21 protein-coding genes are annotated in these 21,396 nt (G+C 35.3%); 11 read left to right on the top strand and 10 right to left on the bottom strand.

From position 1 onward, the window contains the following. Positions 1 to 50: 50 nt before the first annotated feature. Complete coding sequence (locus GTR01_RS24845; protein ID WP_160138032.1) at positions 51 to 1,739, bottom strand: M23 family metallopeptidase; 1,689 nt, start codon at positions 1,737 to 1,739, stop codon at positions 51 to 53. 288 nt (positions 1,740 to 2,027) lie between these two features. Between GTR01_RS24845 and GTR01_RS11760 the strand changes: the two genes are divergently transcribed. From GTR01_RS11760 to trpS, 11 genes are all read left to right on the top strand, one after another. Next, a complete protein-coding gene (locus GTR01_RS11760; RefSeq protein ID WP_160138031.1) occupies positions 2,028 to 4,685 on the top strand; it encodes a hypothetical protein in 2,658 nt (885 codons plus the stop codon). An 8-nt stretch (positions 4,686 to 4,693) separates the two neighbouring features. Next, complete coding sequence (locus GTR01_RS11755; protein ID WP_160138030.1) at positions 4,694 to 5,011, top strand: hypothetical protein; 318 nt, start codon at positions 4,694 to 4,696, stop codon at positions 5,009 to 5,011. Positions 5,012 to 5,236: 225 nt separating this feature from the next. After that, positions 5,237 to 8,632, top strand: a complete 3,396-nt coding sequence (gene ileS, locus GTR01_RS11750; RefSeq protein ID WP_160138029.1) for an isoleucine--tRNA ligase — start codon at positions 5,237 to 5,239, stop codon at positions 8,630 to 8,632. 58 nt (positions 8,633 to 8,690) lie between these two features. Then, positions 8,691 to 9,071 (top strand): TraR/DksA family transcriptional regulator, encoded by a 381-nt coding sequence (locus tag GTR01_RS11745; protein WP_045501318.1) that lies wholly within the window; start codon positions 8,691 to 8,693, stop codon positions 9,069 to 9,071. A 78-nt stretch (positions 9,072 to 9,149) separates the two neighbouring features. Next, positions 9,150 to 9,395: a DUF6576 domain-containing protein gene (locus GTR01_RS11740; RefSeq protein ID WP_160138028.1), complete on the top strand. Its 246-nt coding sequence runs from the start codon at positions 9,150 to 9,152 to the stop codon at positions 9,393 to 9,395. 17 nt (positions 9,396 to 9,412) lie between these two features. Next, positions 9,413 to 9,607 carry a DUF2683 family protein gene (locus tag GTR01_RS11735; RefSeq protein ID WP_160138027.1) on the top strand — a complete coding sequence of 65 codons (195 nt, stop codon included), beginning with the start codon at positions 9,413 to 9,415 and terminating at the stop codon, positions 9,605 to 9,607. Then, entirely contained in the window at positions 9,607 to 10,248 is a 642-nt protein-coding gene (locus tag GTR01_RS11730) for a lipoprotein signal peptidase (protein ID WP_160138026.1), read from the top strand. Before GTR01_RS11735 ends, GTR01_RS11730 begins: the two co-directional genes overlap by 1 nt. 14 nt (positions 10,249 to 10,262) lie before the next feature. Next, positions 10,263 to 10,907: a vancomycin high temperature exclusion protein gene (locus GTR01_RS11725; protein WP_160138025.1), complete on the top strand. Its 645-nt coding sequence runs from the start codon at positions 10,263 to 10,265 to the stop codon at positions 10,905 to 10,907. A gap of 27 nt (positions 10,908 to 10,934) precedes the next feature. Further along, positions 10,935 to 11,645, top strand: a complete 711-nt coding sequence (locus tag GTR01_RS11720) for a hypothetical protein (RefSeq protein WP_160138024.1) — start codon at positions 10,935 to 10,937, stop codon at positions 11,643 to 11,645. 1 nt (position 11,646) lies between these two features. Continuing rightward, positions 11,647 to 12,504, top strand: a complete 858-nt coding sequence (locus tag GTR01_RS11715) for a hypothetical protein (protein WP_160138023.1) — start codon at positions 11,647 to 11,649, stop codon at positions 12,502 to 12,504. Between the two features lie 121 nt (positions 12,505 to 12,625). Then, positions 12,626 to 13,594: a tryptophan--tRNA ligase gene (trpS, locus tag GTR01_RS11710; RefSeq protein WP_160138022.1), complete on the top strand. Its 969-nt coding sequence runs from the start codon at positions 12,626 to 12,628 to the stop codon at positions 13,592 to 13,594. A gap of 53 nt (positions 13,595 to 13,647) precedes the next feature. Here trpS and GTR01_RS11705 read toward each other — a convergent pair whose 3' ends face one another. The 9 genes from GTR01_RS11705 to GTR01_RS11665 all read right to left on the bottom strand — a co-directional run bounded on the left by GTR01_RS11705 (position 13,648) and on the right by GTR01_RS11665 (position 21,371). After that, positions 13,648 to 14,931, bottom strand: a complete 1,284-nt coding sequence (locus GTR01_RS11705; RefSeq protein ID WP_160138021.1) for a sensor histidine kinase — start codon at positions 14,929 to 14,931, stop codon at positions 13,648 to 13,650. Continuing rightward, a complete protein-coding gene (locus GTR01_RS11700) occupies positions 14,931 to 15,602 on the bottom strand; it encodes a response regulator transcription factor (RefSeq protein ID WP_160138020.1) in 672 nt (223 codons plus the stop codon). The genes GTR01_RS11705 and GTR01_RS11700 overlap by 1 nt, the downstream gene beginning before the upstream one ends. 181 nt (positions 15,603 to 15,783) lie before the next feature. Beyond that, the gene (locus GTR01_RS11695; protein WP_160138019.1) at positions 15,784 to 15,990 is read right to left on the bottom strand and encodes a PepSY-like domain-containing protein; all 207 of its coding nucleotides are present in this window, start codon (positions 15,988 to 15,990) and stop codon (positions 15,784 to 15,786) included. A 34-nt stretch (positions 15,991 to 16,024) separates the two neighbouring features. Further along, a complete protein-coding gene (locus tag GTR01_RS11690) occupies positions 16,025 to 16,474 on the bottom strand; it encodes a PepSY-like domain-containing protein (protein WP_228452222.1) in 450 nt (149 codons plus the stop codon). Positions 16,475 to 16,640: 166 nt separating this feature from the next. Further along, positions 16,641 to 17,336 carry a YjjG family noncanonical pyrimidine nucleotidase gene (locus GTR01_RS11685; protein WP_160138018.1) on the bottom strand — a complete coding sequence of 232 codons (696 nt, stop codon included), beginning with the start codon at positions 17,334 to 17,336 and terminating at the stop codon, positions 16,641 to 16,643. A gap of 203 nt (positions 17,337 to 17,539) precedes the next feature. Beyond that, positions 17,540 to 18,130 (bottom strand): RNA polymerase sigma factor, encoded by a 591-nt coding sequence (locus tag GTR01_RS11680; RefSeq protein ID WP_160138017.1) that lies wholly within the window; start codon positions 18,128 to 18,130, stop codon positions 17,540 to 17,542. Positions 18,131 to 18,325: 195 nt separating this feature from the next. Then, positions 18,326 to 18,817 carry a hypothetical protein gene (locus tag GTR01_RS11675; RefSeq protein ID WP_160138016.1) on the bottom strand — a complete coding sequence of 164 codons (492 nt, stop codon included), beginning with the start codon at positions 18,815 to 18,817 and terminating at the stop codon, positions 18,326 to 18,328. Between the two features lie 86 nt (positions 18,818 to 18,903). Further along, on the bottom strand, positions 18,904 to 20,184 hold the full coding sequence (gene metK / locus GTR01_RS11670; protein WP_129059349.1) for a methionine adenosyltransferase: 1,281 nt from the start codon (positions 20,182 to 20,184) through the stop codon (positions 18,904 to 18,906). Between the two features lie 236 nt (positions 20,185 to 20,420). Then, positions 20,421 to 21,371 carry a LysR substrate-binding domain-containing protein gene (locus GTR01_RS11665; protein WP_068939227.1) on the bottom strand — a complete coding sequence of 317 codons (951 nt, stop codon included), beginning with the start codon at positions 21,369 to 21,371 and terminating at the stop codon, positions 20,421 to 20,423. Positions 21,372 to 21,396 lie beyond the last annotated feature (25 nt).

The raw sequence follows: 21,396 nt of genomic DNA, 5'->3' as shown, positions 1-21,396 counted from the left end.
TTTAAAGAACAAATTTATTTAAAATTAAAGGATTATACGCCAATAATTATTTATCTCTGAAATGTAAAGGTTTGGGTATTGGCATTTCCTGCACTGTTAATGGTTGTCACTTTTAAAGTATGTGATCCTGAACCTCTCGGGCACTTTTCATCAAAAGTATAGATAAAATCATCTTTCACACGAGCAAATCGTAACCATTTCCCATCCAGTTCTGCCCGGAATGAAGTAATATCACCAATTCTTGTACTGCCTTTTAAACGTAAAGTACTTCCTGTTATTACAGCTCCATCCTTCCAGCCGGAAGAAACTGATGGTACACTATTGTCAACAATAAGTTCTGCAGTTCCTAATCTATTGAACTGTGCTTCTGCCTGATCGCCATTCCATTTTGCTTTTACAGCATCTTTATCACTTCCATAATCGAATAAAACCACTGCTTTATCCTTTTCTTCTTTGGAAAGTTTTCGATTTGGTTTTATTTTCAAAGTATAATAATCATGAACCGGAATGTAAGGATTCTGTAGAACAATTGTATTGGAAACGGCATTTCCATCCCCGCTATTTTTTTCATACATATTAAAATTCACAGCATCATACATCGCATTTTTACTAAAACTGATTTCTGCATTATCGGTCGTAATTACTTTTCCCTGATTAGGCAAAACAGTTTTCGCAGAAGGAGAAACTCCATTATCTGTTTTAGCAAGCTGCACTTTTGTAGTTAACCGGCTGGTATTTCCTTTTACATCTTTTAGAATAATTTCAATAGTGTGGATTCCCTCATCCTGAAGATTGATCACTCCGGAAAGATTGGACGTGCCATAATTAGCCAATTTCATTCCCGGCAACGTAGACAGGTGTTGAATCCCCGCTTTATCCCTGATGAATTTGGTATAATCTATACAACCGTTCAGATAACGGGTATCATCATAACTCACTTTGTCAATACTAAAACCATAGATCAATTTTCCATCCATCAATAATTCTGCTTTGTAAACCCCAAGATTAAATCCTTGATTCGCTTTATCTACTGCTTTAATCCCAAAGCTTATCATCGGAGAATTAACCCTGACAACATCTGTGGTATAAGCATTTCCTATTTTCTTAACAGTAATTCCATTCGCTCCAGGTTCATACGTACTGAATCTGCGGTCATACCAATACAATCCACTGATGATTGGAGCTACAGAATCCGGAATATTAAATCCAAACAACAGAGGATTAAGACATTCTTCGGTTTTGGTATCTCTTATTTCAAAATGCAAATGAGGCCCTGCTGAACCTCCTGTATTTCCACTCAGCGCAATAAGCTGGCCTTTTGTAACCGGAAACTGTCCTGGTTGGAAAGCGATATCCTGTTCCCATTTTTCATCTTTGTACTGCTTTTCTTTTACATATTCATCCAGCTTATCAAAATATTTATTCAAATGGGCATATACTGTTGTAAAACCGTTCGGATGAGTAATATATATTGCATTTCCGAAGCCATAACGTTCCACTTTTATTCTGCTTACATAGCCATCTGCAGCAGCCAATACAGATAAATTTTCCTGGCTGTTCGTCCTCAGATCCAATCCCATGTGAAAATGATTCGTTCTTACCGCCCCGAAATTAGCAGCCAGCTGCATGGGGATATTCAGTGGGTTACGGAAATAATTTTGAGGATAATTATTTTGGGCTTGCGTAATAATGGTCGCGATTAAACAGACAGCCATCATCAGTTGAGAGAAGATTTTCATACAGCATTTGGGTTTAGTTCTACTTAAATATAAGAGATTTCAAGCAATGATCGTGCTATTTTGCTCTTACAGATTTTATTTTCACCCATAGATAGTATAGATTTTCACAGCTTATCTTTTTAGTTCTTTTCCATTTATCAAGCTATCATTTATTTATTACACGCCAAGTTTTGTCGCTTCCCACAATGATATTTGCATCATAGATCAAAGGGAAAATCAAGATAAAACCCTTTCCTCTGCCAAGCAAGAACCAAAACATAAAAGTAGTATTAATGAAAAAAATTAAAAATGAATTTTAAAGACCCTTTAAAGAAAATGGCCGACTTTGATGCCATAAGTCGGGAAATATGGGCAGATATGAAAGGGGAAAAAATAGCCACTAACTCCATAGAACCTTTTTTCACCAACCTTTGGGTAGATGAGGGAAAACTTTTCAGATTACTTGTTTCTTCCACAGATTTCAACACTTATCTTTTCGATGCCAGGAAAAACTTTATCAACTATTCGCAAGAAGTAGAAAAAGTAAATCTGAAAGAAATACCTCCTGCAAGAATCGACAATGTAAGAGTGAAGACTAAAATGATTGAGAAATTGGTCATCCAGGAGCCTAAAATAGATCCAAAACAGTTTGAAAACTCTTTTTTAGAACGTATTGATAAAAAGGTATGGGTCAATGTAAGCCCAGGTTATATTGATCCTAAAAGCTACACCCATCACACAGAAATAGGAATCAGGGAAAGAAACATTAGCTGTACCATCAATATTCCTTATCGCGACTATAATAGAGATGCCACTCAAACCGATGTAAATGAAGTAGAGGCTACCATAAACTACTTATCTAAATCACCTGATGCTATACAAATCAGGCTCAGTGATGTTGAAGATTACATGGATGCCATCACCTATCTTTTTCCATATCATAGAGAGGTTGCACAGGTAGCTCTCATCTCACGTTTTGAAGAAGCAGGAAAAGGACTTACCTCCATTGATGATTTGATGTTTTTCTATAATCAGCTCCCCAATTTTGCGTTAACGGGTGTAGATTATAAAGGAAAAGCAAAGAAACTTTCGGATGAGATGTTATGGGATCATTTTTTACAGTTTCTAAATTTTGATTCCCAGTTGCTTCGTGATGTAGATTCAATTGGTAAAGCTGCAGCTTTGGCAGTGGAACCTTTCAGGGATAAAAGCCGATATGCCATTCGTATTCTTACAGCAATTTCCGGAGAGTTTGTTTATAAAAAGATAAAAAAGGATCCCAAGCTCATTCTTCACATTTATCATTCTTTAGATGGTGAAAGTGTTTATATGGGAAAAGGTATTATATCAGATACCAATCAGGTTGCCCATGGACAAATGTTTGAAAACAAAGAACTCTTTGTCATTTACGTAACGGCATTCATGCAAGCACAACATGCAATGGATGACGCTCATCAGCCCCAGCAACAGGGTTCTCTTTTCGCATTGGGAATAAGCAGAGATTCTGAAACCATAGAAAGGCATTGCGAACTTACAGGATATTTTATGGAAGGAGATCGGGACAACACTGTCACGCTGATCAACAATGTAAAAGTCTGGAATCTAAAAACAAAGAAGATTGAAGCCGAAAATGAAATTGAAAATGGAGAATTCAGACCACTGGATATGCTCCATCTCAAAGTCTATGAAAGGGCAAAAATCCCTTCCGGTAAAATTCAAACCATTGAAACAGACACTGAAGTTCCCGCATTATTCCTTTATCACATTGCCCAAAAGAAGGCTGTTGAAGATGCATTAAGATGCCTTCGAGTGGTTGCAGATCTCATCGTTATATCTGCCAGTCTTGCGACTATAGAATCGGGAGTATCCGGATTACCTTTATATGCCGCCTATGCAGATATTGGGTTGGCTCTTTCAGATTTTTACATCGAAACCCAATTGAGAGATGAGCTTAAAATGACCACCCAGGGAAGGAAACTTTTAGAATTATGGGATGACATTTATATGGTTCAGGGTACAGCAAGTGCCATGGTAAGCATGCTTCCAAAAGCACAAAAAGCATTAGATGCGACCGTAGAAATACTATACCATTCCCGATTTCCATCTCAACAGAGAAGTTTAGAGAAATTAATTGAAAATACATTATATTCGTTTCCTTTAAGGAATTATTCCAAAAATGGATTAAAAGTTCTTTCGAAAGACGGCATTAAAAACATTACGGAGCACTCTTCAGATTTTGAGAAGCTGAAAGTAATTTTTGTTGAAAATGCTGCAAAAAAGATAGGTGTACTACATAAAGGTAAATTACTTTTCCAGGGAAGTTCTCCTGCAAGGACAAATATCTTTTTAGATTATATCTACAGAAAAGCAGGAGGAAATGTAGCTAAGCTTGAAGAAGAATTTAGCAGGCTTGCCGGGATGGCGGAAAATATAATCGTTAGCCGAGATCTTCCTACTGTAGAAAAGTTTGAGGCAGGATTAAAAGTACTTGAAACATTATATGAAGAAGCTAAAATTACTGGTGAAAACGCGATAGACTTTATTGATGAAGCAAGAATTTATTTCAATCATAAAGTTATTGTCAATGCGGAGGGTAAAAAAGAAATTGTACAAATTGCCCGCAATAATTGTGTAGAAGTAGTTAAAGTAATAGAAGAATTTTTTAGAACTGGTAAAATAAATAATGCTGCTTTTTCTAAAGCACAAGATTATTTTGTATTAGAAGCTCTATATGGAGATAGTTTTAGAACCTATGAACTCAAAACATTAAGAACTCAAGATGAAATTATGGCTATTGGAGATAGAGGAATATTATTATGCGAAAGACCTGGAGATTTGGATTCACATGTATTAAATATTCTAAAAGTAGAAAAAGATAGAATAAAATATATTGAGGGACAAGTCATGTCAAATGCAATGAATTTAACACAAGAGTTTAAATCATTTAAATATTTAAAAACTAATTAATATACATTATGTTATCAAATATAGAAATAACCAATGCAGCAAAAGACTATGTAAAAAAACTAAGTCATAGTTGGGAGGTAGATCTTACAATTGCAGAACAACACTCAATTCAAAAAGAGTATGGTATAATATTCTATTTTAATTCAAAAAGATTTGTAAAAGATAAAATTGAAGGCGCAAAACTAATAGGATGCTCCCCATTCTTAGTAGAAAGTAAAACAGGCAAAATAGTAGTTTTTGGAACAAATAGATCTATTGACTATTATATCCAAGAATACGAAGCAGGCAGATGGCCAGATATTCAAAGCCTTAGCGATTTAGAATAATTCACAGCCACCTCCGGGTGGCTTCTTTTTTCCATAAATTCACATTAAAACCATGAATTAAATCTACTCTTCCACCCTTCTTTATTCACTTTTCATCCCACTTTTTATTTATATTTCTGAGATTGAAGTTTTTAATAGAAATTACCTACAGAAAACATATCTTATAAACCGACAAAATTCACTAAATTTGCAGACTTAATTAATCAACGAATTGAGATATTTACAATGAGCCAATTTAAAGAATACAAAAACCTCAACCTTATTGACGTAGCAGAGAATGTAGCGGAGTTTTGGAAACAAAATAAAACTTTCAATAAGAGTGTTGAGATTCGTCAGGGAAATCCTGAGTTTGTTTTTTATGAAGGTCCGCCTTCAGCAAATGGTATGCCTGGAATTCACCACGTAATGGCAAGAGCATTGAAGGATATTTTCTGCCGTTACCAGACTCAAAATGGGAAACAGGTTTTCCGTAAAGCTGGCTGGGATACGCATGGTCTTCCTGTGGAACTGGGTGTAGAAAAAGAATTAGGAATTACAAAAGAAGATATTGGCAAAAAAATCTCTATTGAGGATTATAATAAAGCTTGTCGTGAAGCTGTAATGCGTTATACCGATGTATGGAATAATCTTACGGAGAAAATCGGATATTGGGTAGACCTTGATGATCCGTACATTACGTACAAGTCGAAATATATGGAAACTGTTTGGTGGCTGTTGAAACAATTATACGACAAAAGCTTGTTGTATAAAGGATATACGATTCAGCCTTACTCTCCAAAAGCAGGAACAGGACTTTCTTCTCACGAATTGAACCAGCCTGGAACGTATCGTGATGTTTCAGATACTACGGTTGTAGCTCAGTTTAAAGTAAAGAAAGATTCATCTGCTTTGTTCAACGATGTTGATGGAGATGTACATATCCTTGCATGGACGACAACTCCTTGGACGTTGCCATCCAACACTGCATTAACAGTTGGTAGAGATATTGAATATGTTGTTGTTAAAACATTCAATCAATATACATTTGAGCCGGTAACCGTTGTATTATCCAGCGTTCTTTTACCTAAAGTATTCGGTAAGAAATATACTGAAGGTACAGACGAAGATTTTGCTAACTATACTCCGGAAACAAAAGTAATTCCTTTCAGAATTTTAAAAGAGTTCACAGGAGAAAAACTTGTTGATACAAGATATGAGCAATTAGTTCCTTGGTTTACGCCAAATGATAATCCTGAAAATGCTTTCAGAGTGATCTTAGGTGATTTCGTAACCACTGAGGACGGTACGGGTATCGTACACACTGCGCCTACCTTTGGTGCTGATGATGCGAGAGTTGCTAAAATGGCTCAGCCTGAGATCCCGCCAATGTTGGTAAAGGATGAGAACGACAATCTTGTTCCTTTGGTAGATTTACAAGGTAAATTTATCCAGGGAGAGAATGTTCCTGAAGTATTCTCAGGAAAATACATCAAGAACGAATATTACGATGAAGGAACTGCGCCTGAAAAATCTTGGGATGTAGAGCTTGCGATCTTATTGAAAACAGAGAACAAAGCCTTCAAAGTAGAGAAATATGTTCACTCCTATCCACACTGTTGGAGAACTGATAAACCGGTATTATACTATCCGTTGGATTCATGGTTTGTGAAGATGACTGCTGTAAAAGACAGATTGGTTAATCTAAACAAAGAAATCAACTGGAAACCTAAAGCTACCGGAGAAGGACGTTTTGCCAACTGGTTGGAAAATGTAAACGACTGGAACTTATCGCGTTCAAGATACTGGGGTATCCCGTTGCCAATCTGGAGAGCAGATGACCTGAAAGAAGAAAAGATCATCGGTTCTGTAGAAGAGCTTTACAACGAGATTGAGAAATCAATTGCTGCAGGATTTATGGCGGAAAATCCATTCAAAGGTTTTGAGGTAGGCAATATGTCTGAATCAAACTATGAACTGGTTGATCTCCACAAAAATGTAGTGGATAAAGTGGTATTGGTTTCTGATTCCGGAAGAGCAATGAAACGTGAAAGCGACTTGATCGACGTTTGGTTCGATTCAGGTTCTATGCCTTATGCACAGTTGCACTATCCTTTCGAGAATAAAGAAATGATTGACAACAACAAGGCATTCCCTGCTGACTTCATCGCAGAAGGTGTTGACCAGACTCGTGGATGGTTCTATACGCTTCACGCGATCGGAACTGCTGTTTTTGACTCTGTTGCTTATAAAAATGTAATGAGTAACGGTCTTGTTTTGGATAAAAACGGACAAAAAATGTCAAAACGTTTAGGAAATGCAGTAGATCCGTTTGAAACACTTGCTGTATACGGGCCGGATGCGACACGTTGGTACATGATCTCCAATGCAAACCCTTGGGAAAACCTGAAGTTTGATATTGAAGGAATCGACGAAGTAAGAAGAAAGTTCTTCGGAACCCTTTACAATACTTATTCATTCTTTGCATTATATGCGAATGTTGACGGATTCAACTATTCAGAAAAAGAAGTGGAAAACCGTCCTGAAATCGACAGATGGATCCTTTCTGAACTGAACTTACTGATCAAAGAAGTAAAAGCATTCTACGAAGATTACGAACCAACAAGAGTAGCGAGAGCGATCAGCACATTTGTGAATGATAACTTGAGTAACTGGTACGTAAGATTATGCAGAAGACGTTTCTGGAAAGGAGATTATTCTGATGATAAGATCTCTGCTTACCAGACTTTATATACTTGTCTTGAAGTTGTTGCTAAATTGTCGGCTCCTATTGCTCCGTTCTTCATGGATCAGTTATATCAGGATCTGAACAAAGTAACAGGAAAAGAAGCTGCAGAATCTATTCACTTGACAGACTTCCCGGTTGCTGATGAAAGTTTAATCGATCAGGATCTGGTTGAGAAAACACACTTAGCTCAGAACATTACGAGTATGGTGTTCTCACTAAGAAAGAAAGAGAATGTAAAAGTTCGTCAGCCTTTACAAAAAGTATTGGTTCCTGTATTGGATTCTAAAACAGAAGAGCAGATTCTTGCTGTTGCAGATCTGATCAAGCAGGAGGTAAACGTAAAAGAATTACAGTTAATCAATGCTGAAGAAGCATCACACTTAATTGTAAAACAGATAAAACCAAACTTCAAAGCTCTGGGGCCTAAATTAGGAAAAGACATGAAGGTGGTTGGTGCTGAGATTGCTAATCTTACCACAGAACAGATTGCCGCTCTTGAAAAAGCAGGAAAACTGGAGGTTCAGGGCTATGAGATCACACTTGACGACGTGGAAATCTCTACAAAAGACATCCCTGGATGGACAGTAACTTCCGATGGTAAAACTACTGTGGCATTAGATTTGACGTTAACCGATGAGTTAAAATCTGAAGGGATCGCAAGGGAATTCATCAACAGAATTCAGAACCTTAGAAAAGAGAAAGATTTCGATCTTACCGACAGAATTAATATCTCCATTGAAGAAAACTCACCATTCATTGAAGATATTAAGAAAAATGAGGAATATATTTCATCAGAGGTCTTGTCAAATAAAATAGAAATTGTATCTTCACTTTCAAATTTTAACGAAATCGAAATAGATGAGGTTAATTTTAAGATAAATATCGAAAAAAATTAACATGTAGTTATTGTATTTCAAATTCCATTTCATAATTTTATTAAAAAAGAGAAAGAATATGTCAGACGAAAGAGTTAGATACAGCGATGCTGATTTACAGGAATTTAGAGCGATCATAAAAGAAAAAATAGAAAAGGCAGAGAAAGATCTTCAGCTTATCAGAGAAAGTTTCATCAATGACCAGAATAACGGGACTGATGATACTTCACCTACCTTCAAAGCATTTGAGGAAGGTGCAGAAACTTTGAGCAAAGAGCAGAACTCTATTCTTGCAGGAAGACAGGAAAAATTCGTTCGTGATCTAAAAAATGCTTTAATCAGAATCGAAAACAAGACTTACGGTGTTTGTAGAGTAACAGGGAAACTTATTCCTAAGGAAAGACTTTTAGCCGTTCCTCATGCTACCCTAAGCATCGAAGCCAAAAACATGCAAAAATAGCCGTAAGGTTTGTAAAATAATATTGGGTTTATATGGTATCTACGGATACTTTATAAACCTAATTTTTAATGTATACCCATGAGCGAAGTATTAGTTTTGGTAATTATTGTGGCTGCAGTACTGGTATTTTTCAACAGAGAATGGATCAGAAACAGATTCTTTCCTGCAAAACATACCAATTACACCATCGATGACCAATTTAATTCTGATAAACGTGATCGGGAGAAAGAAATAGACAGACTGTTGAGTAAAATGGGCAAAAACGGAATCAATGACCTTTCCGCAAAAGACCGGAAAAGACTTGATGAGTTGTCTAAAATGTAACATTTAAATACTAAGAAATGGAATCAATCATAGTACATCCTAAAAATTCTATGGAACTAAGCGCATTAAAAAGCGTTTTGAAAGAAATGAACATTAAATTTGAGAAAGCTCATGTGAAAAGTTCATATAACGGACAAAAAGTGGTTAAGAAAGCAAGTGATAACAAAAATGTAAGACCTGCCTCAAAACCTTCAAAACCTAAAGGAGAGTAATGAAAAAGATCTTAGCTATCACCTTTTTGGTATTATTGATAGACCAGGCTTCAAAAATTTATATTAAAACCCATTTTGAGCTGAATGAAAGCGTTCCTGTTATAGAAGGTTTTTTTAATAAAACTTTTGTTGAAAACCCAGGAATGGCTTACGGATTTCATTTTGGAGGAATCATTGGAAAGTACTTCCTTGTGATCCTAAGAATTTTCCTGATTGGAGGAATGGTTTATATGTTTAAAAAATGGATCAAAGAAGGAGCCTCCAACTATCTTTTAATTCCAATGGCAATTATCTTTGCAGGAGCTATCGGAAACCTTATTGACGGAATGTTCTACGGGATGATCTTCGACAGCGGAACGGTTTATGATGCCAGCACAGACCGATGGATCGGCTATGGCGGTGTTTCTAAGTTTGTTCCTTTTGGACATGGATATTCTACTTTTATGAAAGGATGCGTTGTAGATATGCTTCACTTCCCGGTAGTAGATTGGTATGTTCCGGACAGTTGGCCTATTATTGGCGGAAAACATATTGAATTCTTTAAATATATTTTCAACGTCGCCGATTCAGCCATTACTGTAGGAGCTGCTTTCTTATTAATCTTCAGAAAAAAAGCATTCCCGAACGGACTTGAATTCTAACAGATGTATTTCGAATGAGAAAAACAATCAAAAATATTTTTAAATTTTTCCTGCTTCTTTTAGTCGCAGGAATTATTTTTATAGCCTGGGCAAATTACAGCATTAAAAAGGAAAGTGCAGCTGATCTATCTTACAATATCGCTGATGTACCAGCAGCAAAAACCGCATTACTATTGGGAACAGGAAAAACCCTAAATAATGGAATGCCCAATGCTTATTTCTATAACAGGATTAAGGCTGCTACCGATCTGTACAAAAGTGGAAAAGTTCAATACATTATCGTAAGTGGTGATAACAGCAGCAAAGATTATAATGAACCGGAAGATATGCAGTTTGCGCTGGTTCAACAAGGCATTCCACAGGATAAAATCATTCTGGATCACGCAGGATTCCGTACCTTAGATTCTGTAGTAAGAGCTAAGGATATTTTCGGGCAAACCAAACTGACCATCATTTCTCAGAAATTCCACAACGAAAGGGCGGTCTTCCTTGCCCAGAAAAACGGAATACAGGCTTTTGGGTACAATGCAGAAGATGTGAATAAATATGCAGGTTTAAAGACTAATTTGAGAGAGTATCTGGCAAAGGCTAAAGTATATTGGGATCTTATCCTTGGTGTACAACCAAAATTTGGAGGAGAAAAGATTTTAATTCCTTAGTATTAAAAACAAATACCATCATAAAAAATGAGTGTCTTCACGTATCATTTAGTAAAAACAGATTACCTTTCTGCACTCAGAATTCTTTTTTCTTCACCGAAGTCAAGAAATATCCCAGGGCTCATTCACGCAGAAATTATGACGGTGATGACTTTAGGCTCTCCTATTTTTTCACCCTCTCGAATGTTGCTAAGACAAATTGCTGTATTTGCACAATGGGAAGATGAAAATGATATCGAAAACTTTTTAGCTAAAAACAGTTTAGGAAAAATTTTATCTGAAGGTTGGCACACAAGATTAACTTTTATGAGAAAATGGGGGAAATTCAACAAGTTTGAAATTCCTGATGAAACCACAGAATTTGAAAATCCGGATTCACCAGTGGTTGCAGTAACCATTGCCAGAATGAAATTTTTGCAAATCCCCAGATTTATTCATTGGGGAAGACCTGTTGAAAAATTGGTTCGGGATCATCCGGCAACCCCTTTGTCTTTAGCCTCCATCAAATTTCCTAATACCGTTTCCACTTTTTCAATTTGGAAAAATCAAAAAGAAATGACGGATATGGTTCATGGACACAGCAAAGTTCCAAAACCAGAAAGGCACACCAACGCCATGAAAGAAAGAGATCGAAAAGATTTTCATTTCGAATTTACCACTTTACGCTTTAAACCTATTTCAGAATTTGGGGAATGGAATGGGCAACGCAACATTATTCCAAATCTCAAAAACAACTAAAATGAGATTTGCTCCAATACAGAACTTCCAGGATTGGCTTACTCAACAATGGGTAATTCTGCGCGGAAGAAAAATTAAGCCTGAAGATTCTCTTTGGTTGATGGGGCCTTTTGGGAATTTGAATGCAATGAGTGAGGATTTTATTCATCAATTTGCAGAAAAAGAAAATCTAATTGTAGAAAAAGGCTCAAAAGTAAAAGGAATTATTCCTTCAATGCTAAAGCTTAACTTATCTGAAACTGAGTTCTCAAATTTATCCAAAAATGTGATTGACTTCTATGAAAACACCTCCAATCATAACTTAAATTTTTCTGTAAAATGGAATCCCTATTTCAAATTTTTTGGAATTTTAATTAAAAAATTATTCAGTAATAGAATTAACCAACTGAATATTCCTACAAAAGAAATTGACGGTTCAGAATCCCTAAAAAGCGAAATCATTAACCTTACCGATCCCAAGACCAATGAAATAAAATACACATTTTGGTTTCGTTCTATTGAATCTACTGGGCAAGTTATCTATTCCGGAGTGTATGGCATCAGCAATTTACCGTCAGGAAAAACTTGCGTAAAGGCCGTATTTCCTTTACCTAATGGGAATGCAACCGTGTTGATGAATCCTAGTGTCGGAAAAAATGGAGAACTGATTTTAAATTCTTCAGGAAAAAAATTTGGAGATGCTGGTTTTTATTTTTTACTTAAAGATTCTAAAGGTGAATATTGGTCACAATTTATACGTTCTTTCCGTGATTGTCTCATTATTGGTTCCGAAAATGATATAATATTGGCAGAACAAACTTTAACACTGTGGCATTTCAAGGTTCTTACTTTTATCTATAAAATTGAATTAAAGAAATAGGTTTATTGATGCAAAATTCTTCATTAAAGAAAAGAGTAGGAATCGGATACGATAACGCAATTAGAAAGTAATTTTGCGTAAATTTGCAATTCATTAATTTTTAAATATAAATTTTAAACAAATGTCAAGAATTCTTACCGGCATTCAAGCCACCGGAACACCCCATCTTGGAAATTTATTAGGGGCTATTATTCCTGCTATCGAACTTTCAAAGCAGGAAGGAAATGAATCATTTTTATTTATTGCGAATCTTCATACGCTTACCCAGATTAAAGATGCGCAGACTTTAAGACAGAATACCTACGAGATTGCTGCGGCTTGGCTTGCTTGTGGATTAGATACCGAAAAAACATTTTTCTACAGACAAAGTGATATCGCTGAAACCTGTGAACTATCTTGGCATTTATCATGTTTTTTCCCTTATCAAAGATTAACATTAGCGCATTCATTTAAGGATAAAGCTGACAGACTTCAGGACGTAAATGCGGGTCTGTTTACTTACCCTATTTTGATGGCTGCTGATATTCTATTATATGATGCAGAGATTGTTCCTGTTGGGAAAGATCAGCTTCAGCATTTGGAAATTGCAAGAGACGTAGCTTCAAGGTTTAATAACCAGATGGGTGAAGTTTTTGTACTGCCACAATCTGAACTTCAGGAAGACACTAAATATGTTCCGGGAACAGATGGCCAGAAAATGTCTAAATCCAGAGGAAACATCATCAACATCTTCTTACCTGAGAAGGAATTAAAGAAGCAAGTAATGAGTATTGAATCTGACTCTAAGTCTTTAGAAGAGCCTAAAGACCCGGAAACTGATAAGACATTCCAGATTTATGAATTGATTGCAACTCCTGAGCAGACTGAGGAATTAAGAGCTAAATATCTGGCAGGTAACTTCGGATACGGACATGCTAAAAAAGAGCTTTTAGATCTTATCTTAGTTCGTTTTGAGAAAGAAAGAGAAGTGTTCACTTATTATATGAACAATCTTGATGAGCTGGAAGCTAAACTTCAGGAGGGTGCTGCAAAAACGAGACCTGTTGCTCTGGAAACGCTTAAAAGAGTAAGAACAAGCTTAGGATATTAATCCCAAGTTTTAAACATACGAAAGCCCTTCAATTGAAGGGCTTTTTATTTGATTTACTTTTTATTTTTCATAAGAATAAAGTAATGCATATTATCTTCAAACTCATAAGAGATTTCCCAGCCTGGATATTGTTTGATGATTGTTTTAATAATTGATAATCCTAAACCTGTAGAGGTGCGATCTGAGCTCTGTTTATAAAAACGGTTAAAAATCCTGGATTTATCCAATGGAATCTGCGCTCCACTATTCTGAAAGACAATCCTGTTGCTTTCAATAAAAATATTTAGAGTTCCTTCTTCATTGTTGTATTTAACAGCGTTTTTAAGAAGATTAGACAAAAGAATATCTGCAAGATCTTCATTAAATTCCGCTTTAAATATTCCTTTCTCAATAACATTCACTTCTACATTTTTAAAGGCAATAAAGTCTTCATAGTTCTGCACAAGATTATTAATCATTGCATTAAAGTCAACTTCTGACAATGCATTAAACTGGCTGTTTTCAATCTTGGAAAGCATGAGGAGAGATTTATTCAAGCCTACCATTCTTCTCAGATCATTTTTTACTTCCGTGAGAAAAGTAAGATTTTTTTTATCCAGATCTTCATTCTGAATAAGTAGGTCTATTTTATTGATAACAATCGCAAGCGGCGTTTGAAGTTCATGAGACGCATTTTCAATAAACTGTTTCTGCTGATAAAAAACAAGCTCATTACGGTCGATCATTTCATTGATTTCCACATTCAGTTCCGCAAATTCTTTGATGGAATAGTTTTGATCTTCTTGAGAAAAAGGAATTCCAAACTGGTATTTCTTCAGTTTATCAAGAATCTGATAGAATGGCCGCATTGCTTTGTTCAACAGATATCCGTTAACTGCAACAATACTTATCACCAAAAGGATATAAAGAACAATTAAAGCTGTTGTAAGGTCATAAATCAACTCATCCTCTTCTACTGTTGAAGTTCTGATGACAAGCCGCTGATGATTTTTATACTGATCGATAAAATCCGCTTCCAATACACGATAAGGCTGATCCTTATCATCATACTCCATATAATACATCTTATTATAGAGCCTGCTTTTGTTTTGATATTCTCCTGCTGTAATGGGCGTGATCTTAAATTCATTAAATCCAAAATCATTATTTTTCAACAGCTGCGGATTAAGATAGACGGCTTTGATAATTTGTATTTTCCTATCCTTCAATCCATCATCTACATTATCGTGTACTTCGTCCAGGATATAGGCATAAAATAATCCTGCCCAAACTGCTATAATCAGCAGCAGGATCATGATAAGGTATTTTATCGTATAATATTTTAATGAAACCTTCATCAGACAAATTTATATCCTATTCCGTATACAGCCTGAAAATCGGCTTCCGCGCTAAGTATTTTCAGTTTTTTACGAAGATTTTTAATTTGTGAATAAATAAAATCAAGACTGTCTGCCTGATCGATATAATCTCCCCAGATGGCTTCTGCAAGAGTGGTTTTCTGCAAGGTTTTTTCCGGATGAATGACAAAGTAATACAAAAGATCATACTCTTTGCGGTTAAGCACCAGTTCTTCGCTTCCTACCTTAACATTTCGGTTTTCCGGATCAATACTAATGTTTTTATACCTGATGATATTCTCACCATCCTGATTTTTTCTTCTTATCACAGATCTTATTCTCGCCATCAGTTCTGCAAGGTGAAATGGCTTCGCCAAATAATCATCAGCTCCTATTTCAAGCCCTGTCACCTTATCATCCACTGAATCTTTAGCAGAAAGGATGATTACAGGATCTTTTTTATGCATTTTCTTGATTTCCCTCAACAGATCTATACCATTGCCGTCCGGCAGCATAATATCCAACAGAATACAATCATATTCATAGGAAATAATTTTTTCCAGCCCAGTACTGTAATTATGAGCATATTCTACAATGAAATGTTCTGCTTCCAGAGACTTCTGTACAGTATCCCTTAGGTCCGGTTCATCTTCTACTATTAAAATCTTCATAGGGTGTTCTGTTTGGATATCATATCAAATATATAAAATTACAGAAGAAAATAAGGAAACTAAGGCTTCATCAATACCCAAATAGGGTTAAAATAAGGACTATTTGATAGATGAAACAAAGTATATCAATAATGTATACATATCCTTTGCCCCCATCTCTCCAACTTTCTTTCATGAGTCATTAATTCGTTTTTATGTAACGTCCGTCTGCATCAAAGATCAGGCATAAACCATTCATCAGGTTAATTTTATAAGCATTATATTTTTTCTCAATAGAATCAATCACACCGCATGGATGGTGCTTGGTTATAAAAGACACAATACTCTTTCTAATCTTAGCAGAAGATGCTTTTTTTCCATTACTGTTTATTAAGCTCCAGTTTACCATAATCATAAAATTTTATTATTAATCTTTAGTGAAATTAGTCATCAATTTTTTTAAAATTTCCGTTCCGGTCGAACTCCAGTTCCAGTCCGTTAGAAAGTTCTGCTTTATAAGACCATCTTTTCTTTTCAATCTTAACGATATACGTATTCGGAAAGTTTCTGCTGCTGTAATTTTTAATTGGGGCAGGAATAAAACCATAAGGAATCTTCTGATGCTTACCATCTACTTCTTTCCAGTTTCCATTGCTATCAAATTCAGCTTTCATCCCATTATTCAAGTATACTTTATATTCATCAACGCCATAAATTTCTCTGTCTTCAATAGCAGATGATACAGGTATTCCTTTAAAGTGCCCGGCTAAAAAGGTTTTAGCAGTTTTAGGTAAATGATTGGGATTAATCGCCCTATCTTGGGCTGAGGTTAAGCTTCCTATCAATAAGAACATTAAAATAAATACTTGTGTGATTTTCTTTACATTTTTCATAACATTAAATTTTTCTGTCATTATTATGAAGCAAAGTTGAGAATCAATTTGGGAAAGAATTAGGAAAAACTGAAATGGGAAAATTAAAAAGGAAATAATTCATATAAAATAAAAACCATTAAGATAAACTTAATGGTTCTCATATCAGACTAGATAGTCTCCAATTTTATAAGTATTCTTTGATCTGTTGAAGATGGGTAATAGCATTTAATCCGGTTTCTTTTTTATCTTCTTTATATACATCAAAGAAGATAGCTTTCATTCCGAAATCTCTTCCTCCCAAAGCATCAGCAATCCAGTCATCACCAATCATAATGCTTTCTTCTTTTTTAGCTTCAGAAAGCCCTAGAGAATATTCAAAAATTTTAGGATTTGGTTTTCTTACACCTACTGCATCCGCACTGGTAATGGTTTCAAAATAGTGTGCAATGCCGGATAGGGTACATTTTCTCTCTGTTACTTCCTGAAAGCCATTAGAAATAATATGAAGTTTATAATTCTTCGACTTCAGATACTGAAGGACATCTTCTGCCCCTTCCACCAATTCGTTATGACTTACAATATTATCCAAAAAGTTTTCTTCAAAATAATTAGCAAGTTCCTTATCATCCACTCCGAAATGTAGGAAGGAATCATAAAAACGGTGTTCTCTCAAATACTCTTTGCCTATAATCCCATCTCTTATTTTTTCCCATAATTCTTCGTTGATATCATGGTAAACAGCATGAAAAGCTTCAAAGTCGATATTGTACTTAGAAGCAATCTCCTGTTTTACGAAAAGATCTTTGATGGTGAGGTAGGCATTTCTGCGATGATCCCAGAGCGTATTGTCCAGGTCAAAAAAAACATGCTGCATTTTCATACAGCACAAAGTTAATCATTTTAATTTTTTGTAATAGGATAATTCTTGCTCTTGCTTTTCACAATTTCAAGGCTTTTAGAAAAATTGAGCAGAAAATCGATGGTTTCTTTTTTAGGTTTCAAAGTTTTCACTTTTAAGGAGTCATTTTTTTTCATAAGCGAAGTATGTTTTCCTTAAAAACGTGAAATTTTACAAAATATTATCTATCTGGTTAATATTATGTTATTTTCATCCATGATTTTTCTCAGGTTTATCAGTGCGTATCTTACTCTTCCCAATGTGGTATTGATACTCATATCCGTATGATCGGCAATTTCTTTAAAGCTTAGCCCATCAAAGAATCTTAATTTAATGACTTCCTGCTGATTTAGAGGAAGAAATTGCAACATTCTCAGCAAATCTTCCTGAATCTGATTGGTTACCATCTGATCTTCAATATTTTCAGAAGGTTCACGAATCAGATCAAAAATAGAATATTCATCAGTTTCAAAAGTAGTTTCTGAAACTTTAATATTCTTAGCTTTTGCTCTGAAATGATCAATAATAAGATTATGGGAAATCCTTTTGGCCCAAAGGATAAATTTACCCTCTTCGTTGTAACGTCCTTCTTTTAGCATTACAATAATTTTCATGAATGTATCCTGAAAAATATCATTGGCTAAATCTTCATCATTAATTTTGTAAAAAATGAATGTAAAAAGTTCTCTCTGATGGCGATGGATAAGGGTTGATAAAGCGCCCTCGTCACCTTTCTGGTAAAGCGAAATTAGTAAACTATCCGATTTTGATTTCATAACTCTTCTCAATATAATATTTGCAGCCCAGCTATCACCCAGATAAATTATCTGGCTCGTGCTGTATATACAAAACAGTTCTTCAGAGTAGAGTCTCTTCGATAGGTGGTACAATTATATTATGGCGTAAATATAATAATTTTTTAATAACTGTTAAGCAATTATTAAATTTTCGTCATAAAAATTTAAAAAAAATCACTTAAACATATCATGAATGAATACAGTAGGGATATTTAATGTAAAATTAATATTTAACCCTTTCATTTCTTTCCCGTTTAATCTGGTATCTCCGATAGGGAAAGCATAGCCTCCGGTAAGATCAAGCATCCCAAATAAAGTAACACCTATTTTCGGAGCAATATATTTATTGGTTCCTTCCGCTCCCATTAAAAAGTAATACGAGTGGTAGAAATCTACATTCTTTTGAAAATTAAGTAAAACATCCGCTTGAAGCTTCGGCATAATAGCAAATTTCGAATCTGCTACTCCCATTAAGGCAGAACCACCCAATCTGTAAATTACATCATCATTTTTAAGAAAAAGCAGCTTCCCACCCACTTCTCCAAAACTTTGATTCTGATAGGTATACCCTACGCTAATCATTTTATGCATCGTATATTGAGCTTTCACTAATGTACTCAGCAAAAACAGGGATAAAATGGCAACTGCAGTTCGAAAATTCATCATCTTTCAATTTATTAAGGTGTAAAATTAAAAAAAACTGCCTTACCGGAAGGTAAAGCAGTTCATAATATTTCAGTTTAGAGAAAAAATTAAATTCCGAAAGCGGCTTTAATTTCGTCTACTTTATCTAGTTTTTCCCAAGTAAAGAACTCAAGACCTTCTAACGTAAGCTCATTCTTATGACCTTTGTTAAAAGTTTTATCAGCTACATAGTGCTCTTTCCCCATGTGTCCGTAAGAAGCTGTTTCCTGATAGATAGGATTTCTTAATTTTAAATTCTGTTCAATAGCATAAGGTCTTAAATCAAAGATTTGAGAAACTTTTTTAGCGATATCACCGTCGTGAAGGTCAACTTTTGCAGTTCCATAAGTATTGATGTATAAACCACAAGGCTCAGCTACTCCGATTGCATAAGAAACCTGTACTAAAACTTCGTCAGCAACACCTGCTGCTACAAGGTTTTTAGCAATGTGTCTTGTTGCATACGCTGCACTTCTGTCTACTTTAGACGGATCTTTTCCAGAGAAAGCACCACCACCGTGAGCTCCTTTACCTCCGTAAGTATCAACGATAATTTTTCTCCCTGTAAGACCTGTATCTCCGTGAGGGCCACCAATTACAAATTTACCTGTAGGGTTGATATGATATTTGATCTGATCGTTGAATAAAGCTTTGATCTCCTCAGTCTGTTGAGCAACTACTCTAGGAACAAGAATATTCTTGATATCTTCACGGATCTTGTTCAACATTTCTTCTTCTGTTCCGAAGTCATCATGCTGAGTAGATACTACGATAGAATCAATTCTGATTGGTTTATGATCGTCAGAATACTCAATGGTTACCTGGCTTTTTGCATCAGGACGTAAGTAAGCAATCTCTTTATTTTCTCTTCTGATCGCAGAAAGTTCTTTAAGAATTGTGTGTGCTAGATCTAAAGCAAGAGGCATATAATTAGCCGTCTCGTTGGTAGCATATCCGAACATCATTCCCTGGTCACCAGCTCCCTGAGCATTTGCCTTAGCTTCAAATGACTCATCATTTACCGCTCTGTCAACACCCTGGTTGATATCTGGAGACTGTTCATGGATAGCAGAAATTACTCCACAAGAATCTCCATTGAACATGTATTCACCTTTTGTATACCCAATTCCGTTGATTACTTCTCTGGCAATCGTCTGAACATCAAGATAAGCATCAGATTTCACTTCTCCTGCCAATACTACCTGTCCGGTAGTTACAAGAGTTTCACATGCTACTTTTGAACTTTTATCGTATGCTAAGAAATGATCGATTAATGCATCGGAGATTTGGTCGGCAATTTTATCCGGATGTCCTTCTGAAACTGATTCAGATGTAAATAAATAAGACATATTATTCTTTGTTTTTTAGATTAAAAAATAGTTATGACGAAAAATAAGAATAACAATTGCCCAGAAAAAAGAATACTGTTTTAGCATTTTTTTATAGAGGTTGCAATCAGGTCAAATTTTTCCTCGTTAATAAACGTCAGCAAATTTAAGCACTATTTTCTTAATACTCAAAAATTTTGTTTACTAATTATAATTTTCTTTAAATTAATGATTTATATCATTGTAAAGCCTCTTAATTACTGAGGCTTTATGCTTACAAATTCTTTTGGACTTTCGTGGTAATTCAATTTAAGCTCTAAAGAATTTTTGATAGAATGTGACAATTCATCAATAATCTTTTGTTTAAAGGTCGGCTTATAATAAATAATACTGATCTCTCTGTATGGGAAAGGCTTCTTGAATCTGAAAACATTCTGTTTCTGTTCTTCAGAAAGCTGGCTTAATGCCAATTCCGGAAGAATGCTGATTCCTCCCACTTTGTCTACCATGTGTACCAAAGTCTGGATATTGGAAGCTAAGAAATCTAGATTTTTAGGTTTCAAAGTATTCTCTTTCAGATGACAGATATTTTCGAACTGATTTCTAAGGCAGTTTCCTTCTTCAAGTAACCATACCTTTTCTACATTCAGTTCTTCAGGGATAATATAAGAGTTCTTTTTGTTGGCTTCAGTATTGGAACTGTAGATCATCAACTCTTCATTGAATAGGAAATCCTGATAAAACTCATCAGCAGTATCATAAGGCGTAGAAATAATTCCCGCATCCAATTCTCCGGCTTTCAAAGCTTTAATAATATTATCCGTAGTCATTTCTTTTACATTCATCTGAATCTTCGGATTCGCTTCAAGGAATTTGAAGATTTCTGTAGGCAAAATAAATGAAGAAACAGTTGGAATAATTCCCAGATTAATGGTTCCTCCCAAAATGTTATTCAACAGGTTGGCTTTGTTTTTCAGCTCATTGACAGATTCTATAATCACCTTTGCCTGATCGATGATCTGAAGTCCTACATCTGTAGTACGGATCGGGTGAGTCGTTCTATCGAAAACCTTTACATCCAATTCGTCCTCAAACTTCTGTATCATTGCACTTAACGTAGGTTGGGTAATGAAGCATGCCTGAGCCGCTTTACCAAAATGTTTATACTTATCAACAGCGATAAGGTATTCGAGTTGCTGAATGTTCATTTGATTAATATTATCTATTACAAAG

Origin of the sequence: Chryseobacterium sp. c4a (assembly GCF_009900745.1) — a bacterium.
In the GTDB taxonomy this organism is placed as follows: domain Bacteria; phylum Bacteroidota; class Bacteroidia; order Flavobacteriales; family Weeksellaceae; genus Chryseobacterium.
Note: the sequence above shows the minus strand (reverse complement) of the source record. Positions and strands in the feature narration are given on the sequence as shown.

Coding starts and splice junctions, on each gene's coding strand:
- GTR01_RS24845 (WP_160138032.1), bottom strand. CDS start 1,739: ATGAAAATCTTCTCTCAACTGATGATGGCTGTCTGTTTAATCGCGACC.
- GTR01_RS11760 (WP_160138031.1), top strand. CDS start 2,028: ATGAATTTTAAAGACCCTTTAAAGAAAATGGCCGACTTTGATGCCATA.
- GTR01_RS11755 (WP_160138030.1), top strand. CDS start 4,694: ATGTTATCAAATATAGAAATAACCAATGCAGCAAAAGACTATGTAAAA.
- ileS (WP_160138029.1), top strand. CDS start 5,237: ATGAGCCAATTTAAAGAATACAAAAACCTCAACCTTATTGACGTAGCA.
- GTR01_RS11745 (WP_045501318.1), top strand. CDS start 8,691: ATGTCAGACGAAAGAGTTAGATACAGCGATGCTGATTTACAGGAATTT.
- GTR01_RS11740 (WP_160138028.1), top strand. CDS start 9,150: ATGAGCGAAGTATTAGTTTTGGTAATTATTGTGGCTGCAGTACTGGTA.
- GTR01_RS11735 (WP_160138027.1), top strand. CDS start 9,413: ATGGAATCAATCATAGTACATCCTAAAAATTCTATGGAACTAAGCGCA.
- GTR01_RS11730 (WP_160138026.1), top strand. CDS start 9,607: ATGAAAAAGATCTTAGCTATCACCTTTTTGGTATTATTGATAGACCAG.
- GTR01_RS11725 (WP_160138025.1), top strand. CDS start 10,263: ATGAGAAAAACAATCAAAAATATTTTTAAATTTTTCCTGCTTCTTTTA.
- GTR01_RS11720 (WP_160138024.1), top strand. CDS start 10,935: ATGAGTGTCTTCACGTATCATTTAGTAAAAACAGATTACCTTTCTGCA.
- GTR01_RS11715 (WP_160138023.1), top strand. CDS start 11,647: ATGAGATTTGCTCCAATACAGAACTTCCAGGATTGGCTTACTCAACAA.
- trpS (WP_160138022.1), top strand. CDS start 12,626: ATGTCAAGAATTCTTACCGGCATTCAAGCCACCGGAACACCCCATCTT.
- GTR01_RS11705 (WP_160138021.1), bottom strand. CDS start 14,931: ATGAAGGTTTCATTAAAATATTATACGATAAAATACCTTATCATGATC.
- GTR01_RS11700 (WP_160138020.1), bottom strand. CDS start 15,602: ATGAAGATTTTAATAGTAGAAGATGAACCGGACCTAAGGGATACTGTA.
- GTR01_RS11695 (WP_160138019.1), bottom strand. CDS start 15,990: ATGGTAAACTGGAGCTTAATAAACAGTAATGGAAAAAAAGCATCTTCT.
- GTR01_RS11690 (WP_228452222.1), bottom strand. CDS start 16,474: ATGAAAAATGTAAAGAAAATCACACAAGTATTTATTTTAATGTTCTTA.
- GTR01_RS11685 (WP_160138018.1), bottom strand. CDS start 17,336: ATGAAAATGCAGCATGTTTTTTTTGACCTGGACAATACGCTCTGGGAT.
- GTR01_RS11680 (WP_160138017.1), bottom strand. CDS start 18,130: ATGAAATCAAAATCGGATAGTTTACTAATTTCGCTTTACCAGAAAGGT.
- GTR01_RS11675 (WP_160138016.1), bottom strand. CDS start 18,817: ATGATGAATTTTCGAACTGCAGTTGCCATTTTATCCCTGTTTTTGCTG.
- metK (WP_129059349.1), bottom strand. CDS start 20,184: ATGTCTTATTTATTTACATCTGAATCAGTTTCAGAAGGACATCCGGAT.
- GTR01_RS11665 (WP_068939227.1), bottom strand. CDS start 21,371: ATGAACATTCAGCAACTCGAATACCTTATCGCTGTTGATAAGTATAAA.